General features: G+C 71.8%; 10 protein-coding genes. All 10 read right to left on the bottom strand.

The window, feature by feature from the left end; translation table 11 throughout:
- Positions 1–15: 15 nt before the first annotated feature.
- The 10 genes from addA to J2S75_RS16320 all read right to left on the bottom strand — a co-directional run bounded on the left by addA (position 16) and on the right by J2S75_RS16320 (position 16,618).
- Positions 16–3,429 (bottom strand): double-strand break repair helicase AddA, encoded by a 3,414-nt coding sequence (gene addA / locus J2S75_RS16365; RefSeq protein WP_307021272.1) that lies wholly within the window; start codon positions 3,427–3,429, stop codon positions 16–18.
- Positions 3,426–6,497 carry a double-strand break repair protein AddB gene (gene addB / locus J2S75_RS16360; RefSeq protein ID WP_307021270.1) on the bottom strand — a complete coding sequence of 1,024 codons (3,072 nt, stop codon included), beginning with the start codon at positions 6,495–6,497 and terminating at the stop codon, positions 3,426–3,428. Before addB ends, addA begins: the two co-directional genes overlap by 4 nt.
- Positions 6,498–6,527: 30 nt before the next feature.
- Positions 6,528–7,247, bottom strand: a complete 720-nt coding sequence (locus tag J2S75_RS16355) for a nucleotidyltransferase family protein (RefSeq protein WP_307021268.1) — start codon at positions 7,245–7,247, stop codon at positions 6,528–6,530.
- Complete coding sequence (tsaE, locus tag J2S75_RS16350; protein ID WP_307021265.1) at positions 7,244–8,920, bottom strand: tRNA (adenosine(37)-N6)-threonylcarbamoyltransferase complex ATPase subunit type 1 TsaE; 1,677 nt, start codon at positions 8,918–8,920, stop codon at positions 7,244–7,246. The genes J2S75_RS16355 and tsaE overlap by 4 nt, the downstream gene beginning before the upstream one ends.
- Positions 8,921–8,924: 4 nt before the next feature.
- Complete coding sequence (locus J2S75_RS16345) at positions 8,925–11,537, bottom strand: sensor histidine kinase (protein ID WP_307021262.1); 2,613 nt, start codon at positions 11,535–11,537, stop codon at positions 8,925–8,927.
- 146 nt (positions 11,538–11,683) lie between these two features.
- A complete protein-coding gene (cysK, locus tag J2S75_RS16340) occupies positions 11,684–12,670 on the bottom strand; it encodes a cysteine synthase A (protein WP_307021260.1) in 987 nt (328 codons plus the stop codon).
- A gap of 115 nt (positions 12,671–12,785) precedes the next feature.
- Positions 12,786–13,229 (bottom strand): RrF2 family transcriptional regulator, encoded by a 444-nt coding sequence (locus J2S75_RS16335; RefSeq protein ID WP_307021258.1) that lies wholly within the window; start codon positions 13,227–13,229, stop codon positions 12,786–12,788.
- A gap of 9 nt (positions 13,230–13,238) precedes the next feature.
- Positions 13,239–13,712 carry a dUTP diphosphatase gene (gene dut / locus J2S75_RS16330; RefSeq protein ID WP_307021256.1) on the bottom strand — a complete coding sequence of 158 codons (474 nt, stop codon included), beginning with the start codon at positions 13,710–13,712 and terminating at the stop codon, positions 13,239–13,241.
- Positions 13,709–14,938, bottom strand: a complete 1,230-nt coding sequence (coaBC, locus tag J2S75_RS16325; protein WP_307021255.1) for a bifunctional phosphopantothenoylcysteine decarboxylase/phosphopantothenate--cysteine ligase CoaBC — start codon at positions 14,936–14,938, stop codon at positions 13,709–13,711. The genes dut and coaBC overlap by 4 nt, the downstream gene beginning before the upstream one ends.
- 129 nt (positions 14,939–15,067) lie before the next feature.
- Positions 15,068–16,618, bottom strand: a complete 1,551-nt coding sequence (locus J2S75_RS16320) for a hypothetical protein (RefSeq protein WP_307021254.1) — start codon at positions 16,616–16,618, stop codon at positions 15,068–15,070.
- Positions 16,619–16,726: the final 108 nt, after the last annotated feature.

Raw genomic sequence — 16,726 nt, 5'->3', positions numbered from 1 at the left:
TGCGTCAAGGCAGCGTCACCCCAACGTGACTCTTTCCACCGCCCGCTCCAGCGCCGCGCCGTCGAGCGCGTGCACGAGAGGACCGGCAGTATAGACCAGCAATGCCCGCACAGGCTTGCCTGGGAATAGCTTGGCGATGAGCCGCGCATAGAGCGCGACCTGACGGACATGCGCCGCCGGCATGGCTGATGCGACGCGCGGCACATGCCGGTCGGTCTTGAAGTCGGCGATCAGCACCGCGCCCTCGCTCACGCCCAGCCGGTCGATGCGGCCGGAAACCGGCGTGCCGTCCTCCAATTCGCCGGCCAGCGGCACCTCGGCGAGGCTGCCGGGCGCGAACAGCGCCGCAAGGTCCGGCAGGGCAAGTGTCGCCAGCGCCTCGGCAAGCAGTTCCTCGCGCGCGGCCTCCGGCCAGTCGGTGCTCGACGCCAGCAGGCGGCGGCCCGGCTCGGCGCGCACGGCTTCCGGCAGCGGCGCCAGCGCCGCCATCAGCCGGTGCAGCAGGTCGCCGCGTTCCAGCGCGCGGGCGGCATCGCCGGTGGGCGCGGGGCCGAAAACATCGGTGGCAGAGGGGCGCAGGCTCGCCGGTGCCTGCGCCTCGCGCACCGGCCGGGCCAGCGCCCGCGCCCGCTCGCGCTCCTCGGCGGCACCGGCGGGCGGCGGGGGGACAGGCAGCGGTGGCAGCGCCGCGTCCGCCGCACCGGCGCGCCAGCGCAGCACCGTGCCGGCAAAGCCGCTGGCGGGGACTTCCAAAGCCTCCGGCTCCAGCGCGCCACGCACGAGGTCATACCAGCAATCGGCCGGGCGCTGGCGGGCGCCATCCGCCCCGCACAGCACCAGCGCGGTTTCGGCGCGGGTCAGCGCGACATAGAGCAGGCGGCGATACTCGTCCTGCTGGGCGTCGTCGCCACGCTGGCGGGCGGCGGCCATGGCGGGCGTGTCGCCCTTCTTGGCCGGAGCGTGCAGCGCCACACGGCGCCCGTCGGGCAGTTCCACCCGCAGCAGCCCGGCGCTGCGACGGGTCATCGGCCCCGACGTGGTGTCGGCGAGAATGACATAGGGCGCTTCCAGCCCCTTGGCGCCGTGCACGGTCATCACCCGCACCTCGTCGCGCCCGGCTTCCATGTCGCGCTTGGCCTCGGCGCCGCCGCGCCGCAGAAAGGCCAAGAACCCCGCGAGCGAGGGCGCCTCCAGGCTCTCATAGGACCGCGCCAGCGCCAGCATCTCGTCGAGCGCGTCCGCCGCCTCCGGCCCCAGCCGGGCGAGCATGGCGGCGCGGCCGCGCTCGCGCCCGAGCACGCGGGTGTAGAAATCGAACGGCCGCAGCCGCCGCGCCTCGTCGCGCAGCCGCGCCAGCCTCATCGCGGCGGCGCGCCATTTCCGGTTCTCAGCCGCGCGCGCGGCCAGCGTGTCTTCCAGCAGCCCGTCGCGGCCGGGCGCCAGCTTCATGAGGTCATCGTCGTCGAAGCCGAAAAGCGGGCTTTTCAGCACGCTCGCCAGCGCCAGTTCGTCGTCACGGGCGAGCAGCGCGTCGCCCAACGCCATCAGGTCCATGACCGCGATATGCTCGGCCACCACCAGCCGGTCGGCGCCGGCCACCTCCACCCGGGCCTGTTTCAGCTCGCGGATGATGGAGGTGAACAGCCCGTCGCGCCGGCGCACGAGGATGAGGAAATCGCCCGGCCGCGCCGGGCGCGTGCCGTGGCGGCCGGTGACGGGAAAGCCTTCGCAGATGCGGGCGGCGATATGGGCGGCGATCTTCTTCGCCAGCCGTCCCTTGGGGTCGTCGGCGCCGGGCGCGTCGAGCGGGCGCTGCCAGGCGTCGACATCCACCTTCTCGCTTGGCGCCTCCGGTTCCCACATCTCCACCAGCGCCGGCAGCGCGGCGTGGATCGGCGCGTGCACCGGCGGCTTGGCCTCGGCGGAAAGGCCGCGATAGGAGGCCTCACGGCCGAACACCGCGTCCACCGCCTCCAATATGCCCGGCGCCGAGCGGAAGGAGTGCTGAAGCTCCACATGCACGAAGCCGGCACCGCCCGCCGCCTCGAATTCGCGCCGCACCGTGTCGAAGCGACGGGGATCGGCGCCCTGGAAAGAGAAGATCGACTGCTTCTCGTCGCCGACCACGAACAGCGTGCGCGGCAGCCTCCCCTCCTCGCGCGCGCCCATGCCGGCGAAGAACTCCGCCACCAGCGGGCGGATCACCTCCCATTGCTCCGGGCTGGTGTCCTGCGCCTCGTCCAGCAGCACATGGTCGATGCCCTGGTCGAGCTTGTAATGCACCCAGGCCGAGGCGCCGGAGGCGAGCAGCCGGCGGGCGGCGTTGACGAGATCGGCGAAGTCGAGCACGCCGCGCGCCGCCTTGGCGCGCTCATAGCGCCGCGCCGCCTCGCGCCCGAGGATCAGCACCGCCCGGCTGCGCTCGAAGGCGCGGGCCGCAGCCAGCTGTCGCGCCAGCGGGGCGATGCGGTCGCGCTCGGCGATCAATTGCGGGTATTTCGCCCGCGCCGCCGCGTTGCCGAACTGCCCGTCGGAATAAGGTTCGCCATCCTCCTTGAGAAACACGCCGGCATAGGTCTCCGCCACCGCCTCGTCAGGCGCCAGCACGGCGGCGCGCAGCGCCTGCCCGCGCTTGGCGCAATTGCCGCCCTCCAGCAGCAGCGCCTCCGCCAGCCCGAGCCACGCCCCGCGCGGGATCAGCGCCGCCTCGATGATCGCCCGCTCGATATCGGCGGAGGCGACGGGCGCGTCGAGCCCGACGGCGCGGGCGAGATCGTCCTCGCTCGCCGCCAGAGCCGGGGCGTCGGCCACCAGTTCCTTCAGCAGATCGTTGATGCCCGCGTCGGAAGTCTGGCCGACGATCAGCGCCAGCGCCTGACCCAGCGCACTCGCCGGGGCCCCGGCGGCTTGCAGCACCACCTCCGCCCGCACCCGCGCCAGCAGCTCCAGCCGCGCCGCCTCCTCCAGCTCGCCGAAGCCGGCGGGCACGCCGGCCTCGAAGGGGAAGGCGTGCAGCAGCGCGCCGCAAAAGGCGTGGATGGTCTGGATCTTCAGCCCGCCCGGCGTTTCCAGCGCCTGCGCGAACAGCCGCCGCGCCTGCGCCCGGCGCAACGGGCCGGGCTCGCCGCCATCGGTGCGGACGATCTCGGCGTCGAGCGCGCCGTCGTCCAGCGTCGTCCAGCGGCGCAATTCGCCGAGCACGCGGTTCGCCATGTTGGCGGCGGCCGCCTTGGTATAGGTGAGGCAGAGAATCCGCCCCGGCTTTACCCCGCGCATGAGCAGGCGGATCACCCGCCGCGCCAGCACATGGGTCTTGCCGGAGCCGGCATTGGCCGAAACCCAGGCCGAGAACATCGGGTCGGAGGCGGAGGTCTGCAGCATGGTGGCCGCCCGCAGCGCGCCGGGGGCAAGCTCGGTGATGTCGCTCATTCCTCGCCCTCCCCGCCGGTGGACCATTCCTTGGCCCGCGCCAGATGGTCGTAATCGCCATAGCGCCCGCCGAACATCGGCCGCGCCAGCGAGGCATAGCCACGCGACGGATTCTCGAAGGCGGCAATCAGCGTCTGCAGCCGCGCCAGCGTGTCGCTCGCGAGGCCGGCGGCGGTGGTGTCCTTGTCCACCGCGTTCACCTCTTTTACCTCGGCCGTGCCGAGGCGGACATAGACGAGCCCGGCCGCCTCCTCGCCCGGCACGTCGGGGAAGCAGCCGGCCGCCGCCATCGCCGCTTCCAGCGGCAGCTGCGGGGAATAATGCACCGCCGTCTGCTTGGCGGTCGGCACCGCGCCGGTCTTGAAGTCGATTATCGCCAGCCCGCCGTCAGCCAGTTGCTCGATACGATCGGCGCGGCCTGTGAGGGTGAAGCGCCCGCCGGCCAGTGGCAGCCGGCCATATTTCTCCGCGAACACTCGCCGCGTCCGGGTGCGGCGGGCACGTTCCCAGCCGATGAGGCGCGGCACCAGCCGCTCGAACCGCGCCCACCACAAAGCATGCTCGGCGGGAAAGCGCTCCAGCGGCGCGAAAGCGCGCCGGCCGAAGGCGAGCAGCGCCGCCTCGGGCTCGGCCGGCAGCGCCTCCGGGAACGCCTGCGCAAACGTGCCCAGCGCGTCGTGAATGGCGCTGCCGCGCTCACCCGCCCCCGGCGCCTCATCAAGCCCGTCGAGCGGGGCGAGGCTAAGGACATGGCGGGCATAGATCGTGTAGGGGTCGCGCAGCCAGGTCTCGATCTCGGTGACGCTGAGCTGTTTGGGCCGCAGTTCCACCGGCGGTGCCGGCTCCGGCCGAGTGATGCGGGCGGCGGGCGGCTCTTCCTCGATGAAGCCGGCGAGGCGGCGGAAGCGGTCGCCGCGGGCGATGGCCGCCTTCCAGCGCGCCTCTCCGCTCACCGCCGCGAGGCGCTGCAGGAAGCGCGAGGGCACGGTCGGCGCCCCGCCCAGCTTGCGCGGATAGGACAGCACCAGCTCCGGCGCACCGCAGCCCTGCGCGAAGTCGTGCGCAGAAAGGCCGATGCGCCGCTCCGGCGCTTCCAGCCCCAGCGCGGCGCGCATCGGCCGGCTGAGCCAGGGGTCGGCGCGCACCGCGTTCGGCCAGGTGCCCTCGACCAGCCCGGCCAGCACCACGCGGTCGACGCCGACGAGACGGGCTTCCAGGGGCCCTAGAATGCGCAGGCGCGCGCCGGGCACCAGCGGCGGGCGCACCGGCTGGCTGGAGAGCAGCAGCACCAGCGCGGCGGCATAATCGGCCAGCGTCATGGCAGGCGCATGGGCGGCACCCTCCCCCAGCGCCTCGAAGGCGCGGGCGAGTTCGGCCAGCGCCGTCGCCTCGGCAGGCGAGTCGATCGCAGGCCCCTCGGCCTCCGGTCCGCTCCACGCGGCGGCGATAGCGGCCCGGTGCGCCTCCAGCAGGGCGGCGAAGGGGTGTTCGCCCTCGCCCAGCGCCAGCAGCGGAGCGAGGGCGGCGGCGAGGCGGCCCGCCAGCGCCTCGGCCAGCGTGCGGCGCTCCTCGCCCAGCCGGGCGCGGGGGTCGCGCGGGTGGAAGTCCGCCGGATCGAACCCGGCCACCGCCTCGGTCAGCCCTTGCGCCCCGGCGCCCGGGCGCGGGCCGCGCAGCACCATCATTTCCAGCGCATCGGCGCCCGCGTCGAGGCGGGCGCGCTCCATTCCGAAGCGGGCGAGCGGATGGCGCAGCAAGGCGGAAAGCGGCAGCGGCGCCAGCGCGTCGCGGCAGGCATCGGCCACCAGCCGGGCGAAGCGCCCCGGCCCGCTCTCGGACAGCGGCTCGCCGGCGGAATCGTCGATGGCGACCTCGAAGCGCAGCAGCTCCGCCGCCACCCGGCGGGCGAGGTCACGGTCGGGGGTGATGAGCGCGCCGGTGCGGCCGGGCACTTCCAGCGCCTCGCGCAGCGCAAGAGCGATGGCGAGCGCTTCCTCGCGCGCATCCTCCGCCTCGATCACGCTCACCTCGGCGAGCGCGGCGTCGATGGCGGCGGGACCGAGCCGGTCGGAAAGGCTCGCCCATTGCTCGGTGGAGGCGACGGGGCGCAGCGCCTCGGACAGAAGATGCTCGCGCCCATGCGGGGCGGATGGCGCCAGCTCGCGCACCGCCTCGCGCGGCACGCGCATATGCCGCTTCAGCAGCAAGGCGAGGCCGTATTGCGGGTGGCTCGGGGCGCTGGTCTCCTCGTCGGTCAGCCCCGCCCAGGAGGGCTCATCGAGGGCGAAATCCAGCCCCGGCAGCACAACGGCGCCGCGCGGCAGATGCGCCACCGTCGCCAGCAGCCGGGCGGTGGCGGGCATGGAGCCGGTCGAGCCGGCGGCGATGACCGGGCCGCCCTCGGGCGTGTTCGCCAGCCGCGCCGCCTCGGCGGCGATCAGCTGGTCGCGCCGCACCGCCGCGTCCACCTGCCCCTGCTCCTCCAGGAAGCTCGGCCAGAAAGCGCGGGCGATCTTGAGGAAGTCGAGCGCCATGTCCCAGTAGCGGTCGTGCTCGCCGGGCACCAGCGTGTCGAGGCGTTCCCACGGCACTTCCTGTGCCGCCATCTCGTCGATCAGCCGCGCCAGCTCGTCGGCAAGGGCGAATTCCGCGCCCGGCCCGGCGGCGACGGCGGTGCGCCCGTCATCGCCCGCCAGCGCCCGGCGCCACAGCCGGATCAGGCTCGCCAGCGCCAGCCGGCGGGTGGTCGGCGGCACGGCGCGGGGCGGATCGGTGAAGGTCTCGGCGAAGGCCAGCGCGTCCTCGTCGACATCGCCGACCGGCACGATGCGCGGCAGCAGCGTCACCCCCGCCCCCATGCGCTGGCGCAACGCCTCGGCCAGCAGGCGCCCGGCACGGCGGGTCGGCAGATAGATGGTGGCGGTGGCAAGACGCAGCGGATCGCCGCGCGGGGCGAAGCCTTCCACCAGAACACCGTCGAGCAGCGCGTCGGCCAGCACGGCGACGAAGGGCGCGGAGGAGGGAATCGAGAACAGCCGCGGATGGCGGCGCGGCGCGTCCGTGCTCATCCGCGCGCGCCCCGGCGGTCTGCCATGCCCTCAGTCCTTGGAGCGCGCAATGGCCTCTTCGGCCTCGGCGATGGCTTCCGGCGTGCCGACATGCATCCACACCCCTTCCATGCGCTGGCCGAACAGCCGACCGGCCTCGGCGGCGCGGCGGAACAGCCGGTTCAGCGAGAACGCCCCCTGCGGCGCGGCCTCGAACAGGGCCGGCGACACCACCGCCGCGCCAGCATAGACGAAAGGCACGGTGAGTCGCTCCGGGCGCGGGGTGAGCCGGCCGAGCCCGTCCATGAGGAAATCGCCCCGCCCTTCATAGCCGATGGAGGTCGCCGCCGGCGCCAGCAGCAGGCAGATATCCATCGCCTCCGGGTCGAAGCGGTTGGCGAGACTGCGCAGATTGGGGCGGATGCCCTCGATCCACACCGTGTCGGCGTTCATCACGAAGAAGGGCGCGTCGCCCAGCAGCGGCAACGCCTTGACGATGCCGCCGCCGGTTTCCAGCAATTCGCCGCGCTCGTCCGACAGCACGATGCGCGGGCGGGTGCGCCCTTCGAGATGGCGCTGCAAAAGGTCGGCATGGGCGTGGAGATTGACCACGGCGGTGGTGACGCCGGCTTCCGCCAGGCTGTCCAGCGCGAAGTCGATCATCGCCCGCCCGCCGACCTCGACCATCGGCTTGGGCAGGCGATCGGTGATCGGGCGCATGCGCGTGCCGAGGCCGGCGGCGAGCACCATGGCGGTGGTGATGTCGGTCATGAACGGCCGGACTCATTCGGCGGGGTGGAAGCGGGCGCTGGCGTGGCAATAGGCGCAGCCGCCGCCGGTTTGGCGACCGGGAACACGGCCGGGCGCACGCCGGGCGGCAGCCGCGAGGCGCCGGGCGCTGTCACATGGTCCTTGTACCAGCTCGCCAGCCCGCCCAGCTCGGGGAAGGACAGGCAGCGTTCCAGATAGTTCCAGATGCGCGGCAGGTGCTTGAGATAGACCGGCTTGCGGTCGCGCTGGTTCAGCCGGGTGAAGATACCGAGGATTTTGGTCGCGCGCTGTGCGCCCATCACCGCATAGGAGGCGGCGAAACCCTTGGTGTCGAAGGTGGGATCGGCGGTGCGCCGCGCTTTCGCATAGCGCGAGAGCAAAGCCAGTTCGAGCGCTTCGGGCACGTCGACGCGCGCGTCCTGCGCCAGCGAGACGACATCATAGGCCGGCGGGCCCATCACCGCGTCCTGGAAATCCAGCAGCCCGACCCGCGCCAGCCCGGCGCGCTGGGGCAGCCACATCAGGTTCGGCGAATGGTAGTCGCGCAGCACCCAGACCGGCTTCTGCGCCAGCGAGGGCGCCAGCGCCGCCGTCCACAGCTGGCGGAAGGAGCGGCGGGCATCGGGCGACAGCCTTCCGCCGGAATGCGGCAGGTACCAGTCGAGCAGCAATTCGACCTCGATCAGCAGCGCGTCGAGATCATAGGTCGGTATGTGGTGGTCGAGGCCGGTGGTGACGGCGACGGTGGAGGGCAGGTCCTGCGCGTGCAGCGCCGCCAGCACGTCCACCGCCAGTTCGTAGCGCTCCGGCACCGGGGCGGGCGGCGTGCCGTCGAGCACGCCCTCATGGCCGAGGTCCTCTATCACCAGGAGCCCGGCATCGAGATCGCCGCCATAGATCGCCGGTGCGGAGAAGCCGCGCGCCCGCAGTGCCCGCGCCATGGCGACAAAGGGCTTCACATCCTCGGCGAGATGGGCGATGGCGCTGTAGGGCTTGCCGTTATGCACCGGCGGGCCGTCCGGCCGGCGCGGGGAATTCATCAGCACGGCGTTGCGCTTGGCGCCGATCAGCCGCTCATAGGAGCGCGCGGAGGCGTCCCCCTGCAGGAAGCGGCGCTGCGCCGGGCCGAAGCCGACCTGGTCGATCAGTGCGCGTATCGCCTTCATGCGGTAGAGCGCCCCCGCCATGCGGCCATAGCCGAGCAGGCGCACCCGGCGCATCTTCTCCGCGCCCTCGGTGGGCAGGGTGATGTGCACTTCCATCCGGTCGGGCCGCAGCACGGCGCCCTCGGCGCGCTCGGCCCATTCCACCAGCGTCACCGCCCCGTCGGTCTGCTCGCTCCAGCCGAGCTCGTCGAGCTCGGAGGAATCGCCGAGGCGGTAGAGGTCGGCATGCACCACGCGGTGGCGCGGCAGGTCATAGGCCTGCAGCAGGGTGAAGGTCGGGCTCGGCACTTCGAGGTTGGGGTCGCCCGCCAGTTCGCGGATGACCGCCCGCGCCAGCGTGGTCTTGCCGGCACCGAGATCGCCGCCGAGCGTCACCAGATCGCCCGGCCGCAGCAGCGCGGCGAGGTCCATGGCGAGGCGACCGGTGGCGGTCTCGTCCGGCAGCACCACGTCCCAATGCGCCACCGGCGAGGTGGGAACGGAACCCGTGTTGCGGCTGTCGATCATCGCCCTACTCCGCCGCGTCCCGGCCGGCATCCGCCGCGCGCGGGAAGATGCAGGTCACCAGCGTGCCCCCGCCCGGCGCCGCGCTGAGGCTCACCGTACCGCCATGCAGCGCCACCAGCGAGCGCACGATGGACAGGCCGAGCCCGACACCGCGATGGCGCGAACCGGCGGTGTGGCTCTCGAAACGGTCGAACACCCGCGCGCCGATTTCCGGCGGGATGCCCGGGCCCATGTCGCGCACGCGGAACACCACCTTGTCGTCGCGCCGCTCGGCGGCGAGCGTGACGGTGGAGCCCTCCGGCGCAAAGCCGACGGCGTTGGAGAGCAGGTTATAGAGCACCTGCCGCACCCGCTTGGCATCGGCGCGGAAGGTGCCGGCGGCGGGCGGCAGCTCGATGGACAGGCGGATGCCGCCCTCGGCGAGGCGGTCGCGCACGCCTTCGGCCGCCGCCTCCATCGCCGCGCGCAGATCGACATCGGTGAGTTCCAGCGTCATCGCGCCGGCGTCGATGGTGGCGAGGTCGAGAATGTCGTTGATGATGGCAAGCAGCGCCGCGCTACTCTCGGTGATGTGGTTCACATAGGCGCGCTGCTTGGGGTTGAGCGGGCCGATGCCGGTGTCGTCCAGCAACTGGGCGAAGCCGATGATGGTGGTCAGCGGCGAGCGCAGCTCATAGGAGACATGGCCGACGAACGTGCTCTTGAGGTGGTCGGCGGCGACCAGCGCCTCGTTGCGCTCCACCAGGGCGCGCTCCACCTGCACGCTGTCGGTGATGTCGCGCAGCGTCACCAGCGTGCCGCCATCCGGCAGCGGCTGGGTGGAACCGTCGAGGATGATGCCGTCGCTGCGCTCCAGGCGGAATTCGGTCGGCACCCGCGCGTCGATGCCGGTGACGGCGGCGCGCAGCTTGCGCCAGGCCGTGCCGTCGGCGGTCAGGCGCCGGCAGGCCTCGGCCACCGCGTCGATATGCGGGTGGGCGCCGAGCCCGGCCTTGTCGAGACGCCAGAGCCGCTGGAAGGCGGAGTTGGACAGGCCGAGCCGGCCGTCGCTGCCGAACACCGCCACCGCCTCGGCCAGCGCGTCCAGCGTCTCGCTCTGGATGCGGGTGAGCGAATTGAAGCGGCTTTCCAGCGCCAGGCGCTCGGTCACTTCGTCGAACAGATAGGTGACGCCGCCTTCCGGGTTCGGGGCGGTGACGACGCGCAGCGTGCGCCCACCCGGAAGGTGCCACCAGTGCTCGCGCGGCTCGATGGCGCGGTAGGCGGCGTGCAGATCCTCGCGCCAGACGCGGAAATCCGCCTGTTCCGGCAGGCGCCGGGCCGCGCGCAGCCGGTCGAGCACCGCGCCGTCGGTCGGGCGGTCGTCGAGAAAGGCGGCGTCGAGCTCGAACAGGCTGGCATAGGCGGCATTGTGAAACACCAGCCGCTGGTCCTTGCCGAAGATGGCGACCGCGGTGGCGAGCTGGTCCAGCGTGCGGCGATGCGCGCCGATGACATGGGCGAGTTCGGCCCGCACCGTTTCCGCCTCGGTGGCGTCGAGCGCGATGCCGGCGGCGCCGCCGCCGACCGGCACTTCCAGCACATCGCGCACCTGCCGCGTGCCGGCGATCACCACCGGCTGGCGCGACTTGAACGGCAGGCTGGCCGCGTGCAGCTTCTGCGCCTTGGCCCGGCTCTGCTGGTCGAGCAGCCAGAGGTCGCGCGCGGCCGCGTCGTGCCCGTCGCGCGCTTCCACCGCATGGGCGTAGGCGGCGTTGCTCCAGCGCAGCTTTCCGTCCTCGCCGCCGACCCAGACGGGAGCGGGCAGCGCGTCGAGCAGCGCGCGCAGCGCCGTGGTCTCGTCGTCGAGGGCGCGATAGGCGACTTCGAGCCGCGCCTGGTCCAGCCGCACGCCGGTAATGTCGCGCAGGCGCAGCACCACGGCCGAGCCGACGGGGCGGCCTTCCGCCTCGACGAAGCGCCCGTCCTGCGTCGCCAGCGTGGCGGTAAGCGGCGTGCCGCGCGCCCGCAGCCGGTCCACCGCCGCCTCGATCTCGCTTGCCGCCGCCGGCACCAGCCAGGAACCGAAGGCGAGGATGCGGGCGGGCGCGACCACGCCGGTAAAGGCGGGGGTATTGCCGATGATCTCCGGCTCGCCGGCGGGATCGCGCCAGACCACGACGATCTGCGGCTCCGCCATCAGCAGCGCGCGCGCCTCGTCGATCTGCGCTTCCAGCCGGGCGATCTCGCCATAGGCTTCCGCCTCGCGCAGCAGCGACTGCCGGCGGTAGCGCAGATGCACGATGGCGGTGGTGGCGGCGAAGACGATGAGGCCGACCACGAGGGCGAGGCCGATCAGCGCGCTGGGGTCCTGCACCGCCAGCACAGCGAACACGCCGTCCCCGGCAGGCTGGGCATAGGCGCGCGCACCGGAAAGGGCGAGCGCGCCGCCGGCAAGCGTGGCGGCGGCCAGAACCGCGAGGCGGGCAAGGGAAGCGCCCGGCAGCGCGGCCATGCGGCGCGCGGAACGGCGCACAAGGCGGCGCAGCTGCCGACGCCAGGGGCGCGAAAGCATGCCGGCCCGCGCGTCGCGGCGCCAGTCGCCTCCCGTCCCGCCGTTGTCGGCCGGATGCGCCATCCGCGCCCGTCTCCCCCTCGCCGCGTGCCGACCTCCGGCAGACGCCCCGCGCGCGGCGGGGCATCGAATCACCGCGACTTTAGCGAAGCCGGGTGTGCTCTAGAAGGGCCGGAGGCGGCCTATACAGGCCAAGGCGTGGCGGCCGGTCAAAGTCCCTCGAACAGGGCGGTAGAAAGATAGCGCTCGGCGAAGGAGGGAATGATCACCACGATGGTCTTGCCCTCATTCTCCGGCCGCGCGCCCACTTCCAGCGCCGCCGCGATGGCCGCGCCGGAGGAGATGCCGACCGGGATGCCCTCCAGCCGGGCGATGGCGCGGGCGGTCTCGAAGGCGGTCTGGTTGCCGACCGTCACCACCTCGTCAATGACCGAGCGGTCCAGCACATCCGGCACGAAGCCGGCGCCGATGCCCTGGATCTTGTGCGGGCCGGGCTGGCCGCCCGACAGCACCGGGCTGTCCTCGGGCTCGACCGCCACGAGACGCAGGCCGGGCTTGCGCGGCTTGAGCACCTGGCCGAGGCCGGTGATGGTGCCGCCGGTGCCGACGCCGGAAATGACGATGTCGACCGCGCCGTCCGTGTCGTTCCAGATCTCTTCCGCCGTGGTGCGGCGGTGGACGGCCGGGTTGGCGGGGTTGCGGAACTGCTGGGGAATGATGGCGTCCGGCAGTTCCTTCACCAGTTCTTCCGCCCGCGCCACCGCGCCGCGCATGCCCTGCGCCGCCGGGGTGAGCACCAGTTCGGCGCCGAGCAGCGCCAGCATCTTGCGGCGCTCCACCGACATGGATTCCGGCATGACGAGGATCAGCCGGTAGCCGCGCGCGGCGGCGACGAAGGCGAGCGCGATGCCGGTATTGCCCGAGGTCGGTTCGACCAGCACGGTGCCGGCCTTGATCACGCCCGCCTCTTCCAGCGCCTCGATCATGGAGACGCCGATGCGGTCCTTGACCGAGCCGATCGGGTTGAAGAATTCGAGCTTGGCGAGAATGCGCGCCTTCACCCCGCGCTCGGCCGGCAGCCGGTTGAGCTGAACCAGCGGCGTGTTGCCGATCGTCTCGGTGATCGAGGAATAGACCCGCCCGCGGCCCGGCTTGTCAGCGGCGTTGGCGGTCGTGGTGGGAGCGGTCTCGGCCATGGGTGCCTCCAGCAAGCGGGCCGGCGCACGCGCGGCCCGTCATTGGCGAATTGTTTTCGCCGGCAGCGCTAACATATTCACGTTCCCAAGTCGAGGAAACAAATTTTGAACAAAACTAGATTGTGAAATCTATGCCTTCCGGCAGGCCCTTGCGCAGCGTGTTCTGCGCGGCGGCGCGGCAGAGATCTTCCACCGTCACGCCTTCCAGCGCGGTCTCGAAGGCGCGCTCGGCCTCGGCCACCGCCGGCTGCACGATGTCGCGGACGATGGGCGGGAAGCCTTCCAGCGCCTCCTCCCCTTCCGACTCGACCACGCGGACCACTTCAGCCACGGTGATGCGCCGGCGCTCGCGGGCGAGCTCATAGCCGCCGCGCGGACCGCGCACGCCTTTGAGCACGCCGGCATGGACGAGGGCCTGCAGCACCGGCTCCAGATGGCGCGGCGGCAATTCGTGCCGCGCGGCGAGCGCCTTGGCCGCCACCGGTGCGCCACGGGCGTGCAACGCCACGTCGACGACGGCGGCGATGGCGAGAAGGCTTTTATCGGAGAGGCGCGGCATGGCTCTTGGCTAGCGCGATATTTGCCGGCCGTCGAGCCCCGTCGAGCCAAATCCACCATCTCCGCGCGTTGTTTCGTCGAAATCCCCGCTCTCGACCAGATTAATGCGCGTCACCGGCGCCACCACCATCTGCGCGATGCGCTGCCCGCGCTCCAGCACCACCGGCTCGGTGCCGAGATTGACCAAGATCACCTTCACCTCGCCGCGATAGTCGGAATCGACCGTGCCCGGCGCGTTCAGCACCGTCAGCCCCTGTTTCAGCGCCAGCCCGGAGCGCGGGCGCACCTGCGCCTCGAAGCCTTCCGGCAAGGCCAGCGCCAGCCCGGTCGGCACCGCCGCGCGGGCGAGCGGGGCGAGCGTCAGCGCCTCCCCCTCCGGCAGCGCCGCCATCAGGTCGAGCCCGGCCGCGCCCGGCGTGGCATAGGCGGGCAGCGGCAGGCCCTCGCCATGGGGGAGGACGCGGACGGTGACAGCGAGGCTCACGGGCGGGTCTCCTCAGGGCCGGTTGCGGCGATGATGCGGGCGATGAGGCGCGCGGCGACCTCGCTCTTGGAGGCGGGCGGCCACGCCTCCACCCCGGCCTCGGTGATGAGGCGGACTTCGTTGCTGTCCCCGCCCATCACCCCGCCGGGAATGCCGCTCTGGGCGGAAACGTCATTGGCGACGATCCAGTCGCAGCCCTTGCGGGCGCGCTTTGCCTGCGCATACGCCACCACATTCTGCGTCTCTGCCGCGAAGCCGATGACGAGGCCGGGGCGCCCCTCGACCCGCTGCGCGATGGTGGCGAGGATGTCGGGATTCTCGGTCAGCGCCAGCGTCGGCAGGGCGCCGCCATCCTTCTTCATCTTCTCGCTGGCCTCACGCGCGGCGCGCCAGTCGGCCACGGCGGCGGCAAAGATGGCGACATCGGCCGGCAGTGCGGCCTCCACCGCCGCCAGCATCTCCCGCGCGCTCTCGACGCGGCAGACCTCGACGCCGAACGGGTCGGGCAGGTTCACCGGCCCGCTCACCAGCGTTACCCGTGCGCCAGCCTGCGCGGCGGCGGCGGCGATGGCGTGGCCCTGCTTGCCGGAGGAGCGGTTGGCGATGTAGCGCACCGGGTCGATCGGCTCATGCGTCGGGCCCGATGTCACCAGCACATGCCGCCCCTTGAGCGGGCCGTCGCCTCCCAGAAGCCGCGCGGCGGCGGCGACGATTTCCAGCGGCTCGGCCATGCGCCCCGCCCCGTCCTCGCCGCGCTCGGCCATGGCGCCGGCATTCGGCCCGACGAAGCGCACCCCGTCGGCGGCAAGCTGCGCCGCGTTGCGCCGTGTGGCGGCGTTCGCCCACATGGCCGGGTTCATCGCCGGGGCGAGCAGCACCGGGCGCGTATTCGCCAGCAGCACGGCGGAGGCAAGGTCGTCCGCGAGCCCATGCGCCATCTTCGCCATCAGATCGGCGGTGGCGGGGGCGACAATGACGAGATCCGCCTCGCGCGAGAGGCGGATATGGCCGACATCCTGCTCCGCCTCGCGGTCGAACAGCTCGGTGAACACACGATCATGGGAAAGCGCGCCGGCGGCCAGCGGGGTGATGAAATGCTGCGCGGCGGAGGTCATCACCACCCGCACCGAGGCGCCGCGTTCCTTCAGCCGGCGGATCAGGTCGAGGCTCTTATAGGCGGCGATACCGCCGCCGATGATGAGCAGAAGGCGCTTGGTGGCGAGCATGGCGTTTCCCGAAGGCCGGAGCGGGAGGTCGGGCGTTCATACAGCCAAACGCCGATTCGGCCGAAGGGCAACCGCGAACATGCTGAACGCCCGCCGCCGGCAGGAGGACGCCGGCGGCGGGAGCGCGCCTTACTGCGCGAACTGAAACCGCGTCGGTGCGGGCGCGGCGAGGCTCGGCAGGAAGCTGAAATCGGCCGGGGTCTTGCCGTCCACCAGCGTCGCCGCGCGGTGGCAGCCAATGCAGGAACCCACACCGCCAGAGGCGGTCGGCTGAGTATTGTTCTGGATGTAGGTTTCCAGCGTCGCGTTAGAGAGCAGGCCGGGCACGGCGTCGTTGGGATAAGGGGCGACCCGGCCGTCGATAGAGGCGCCCCATTGGGTGCCGACCAGCTGGTAATTGGCCAGCGGCGAACCGGCGAGCGCCTTCTGCCATTGCCGGTTGAGCGCGACCGTCAGACTGTAGACCTGCCAGCAGCGCACCACCTGCGGGCCGGAATAAAGCGTGCGCGCCCCCACGCTCACCGGCTGCGCATAGCCCTTGGCATAGGGCTGGGCCGGGCTCCAGACGAAATTGGGCAGGGTGGACGAGGCTGTCGGCGGAACGTTGGTCGTCGAGCTAGTGGACGGCACGAAATAGGAAGCCACCCCGCTTCCCGCTGCCGCCGCGCCGCAGGAGGGCTGATTCAGGTTCACGCAGCCGACCGGAGCGGCCGGATCGCAGGTCGTTGCCGCCAGCGGCGCGTTGTCGACATGCTCGAAGGTCGACCAGATCCATTCCGGCAGCAGGGCGGCGTTCTTGGCGTAAGCGGGGTTGCGCTGAATGATGTGCATGCCGACCATGCCGACCGTCACATTGGCGCAGATGGGCTGGGTGTTGCTTACGAGGTCCGGCGCCACCGCCAGCAGCACGTTCTGGGTGATGTAGCGGGAAGCATCGTCATTCGGCCCCAGGATACGCCAGGCGATCTTCAGCTCCATGGAGCCACGCGCGCCCAGCGGGTCGGTGGAAGAGGCCGCGAAGGCGACCGTGTTGCCACCGGCGACGAAACGGTTCTGGCCGGCCACGGTGAGCAGCGTGTTGAGCGGGTTGCCGCCGGGAGCGGCGAGATAGGCGATCTCGGTGACGTTGAGCCGCCGCTCATAGAGCGTCCAGTTGCCGTTGATGTCGATCAGCGGCACGTCGGTGGACGCCTGGTAATAGTCGTCGTTCTTCTGCGAAGGATTGCCCTTGCCGTCGCTGCCGATGGAAATCACAGGCAGGTTTGAGGGGTTGGCGCAGGAGGCTTGCACCGGCGAATTGCCGAACACCTGATTCACTTTCGCCCAGGTCTGCCACACGCGCGCGCCGCTGGCGGCGAGGCCGGTGGAAGCGGGGGCGGATTCGGTGCCGGAAATCCAGTTCAGCCCGACGAAGCTCTGCCACGACATGTTGTCGAACGGCGTCTGGGAATCCTGGGCGGCACTGGTCGGCGGCGCCGCGATGATTCCGTTATAGCCGACGGCGTTCGCGAGCATCGGGTCCGGCCCGATATAGGCCGGGATGATCGAGCAGGGCGCGCTGGTGCCATTGGCGCAGAACTGCGCCGCCGGCACATAGGGCGACTGGCTGTAGGCATATTGCGCGGCGGCGGTGGCAAGGCCGACCGCTCCGGCGAGGCACAGCATGGTGAGGGCACGCATGGTCTCTCTCCCCGCAAAGGTTGCGGGGAGTAGAATTACACCATTTGGGGTAAGTTAGCACCTTCAGATTGCAAAAAGTCTCAAACGCAACCCGTGTTGATCCGGACC

The sequence above is a fragment of the Ancylobacter polymorphus genome (genome assembly GCF_030813495.1).
In the GTDB taxonomy this organism is placed as follows: domain Bacteria; phylum Pseudomonadota; class Alphaproteobacteria; order Rhizobiales; family Xanthobacteraceae; genus Ancylobacter; species Ancylobacter polymorphus.
The sequence above is the reverse complement of the archived record's forward strand: the minus strand, read 5'-3'. Positions and strand labels throughout refer to the sequence as shown.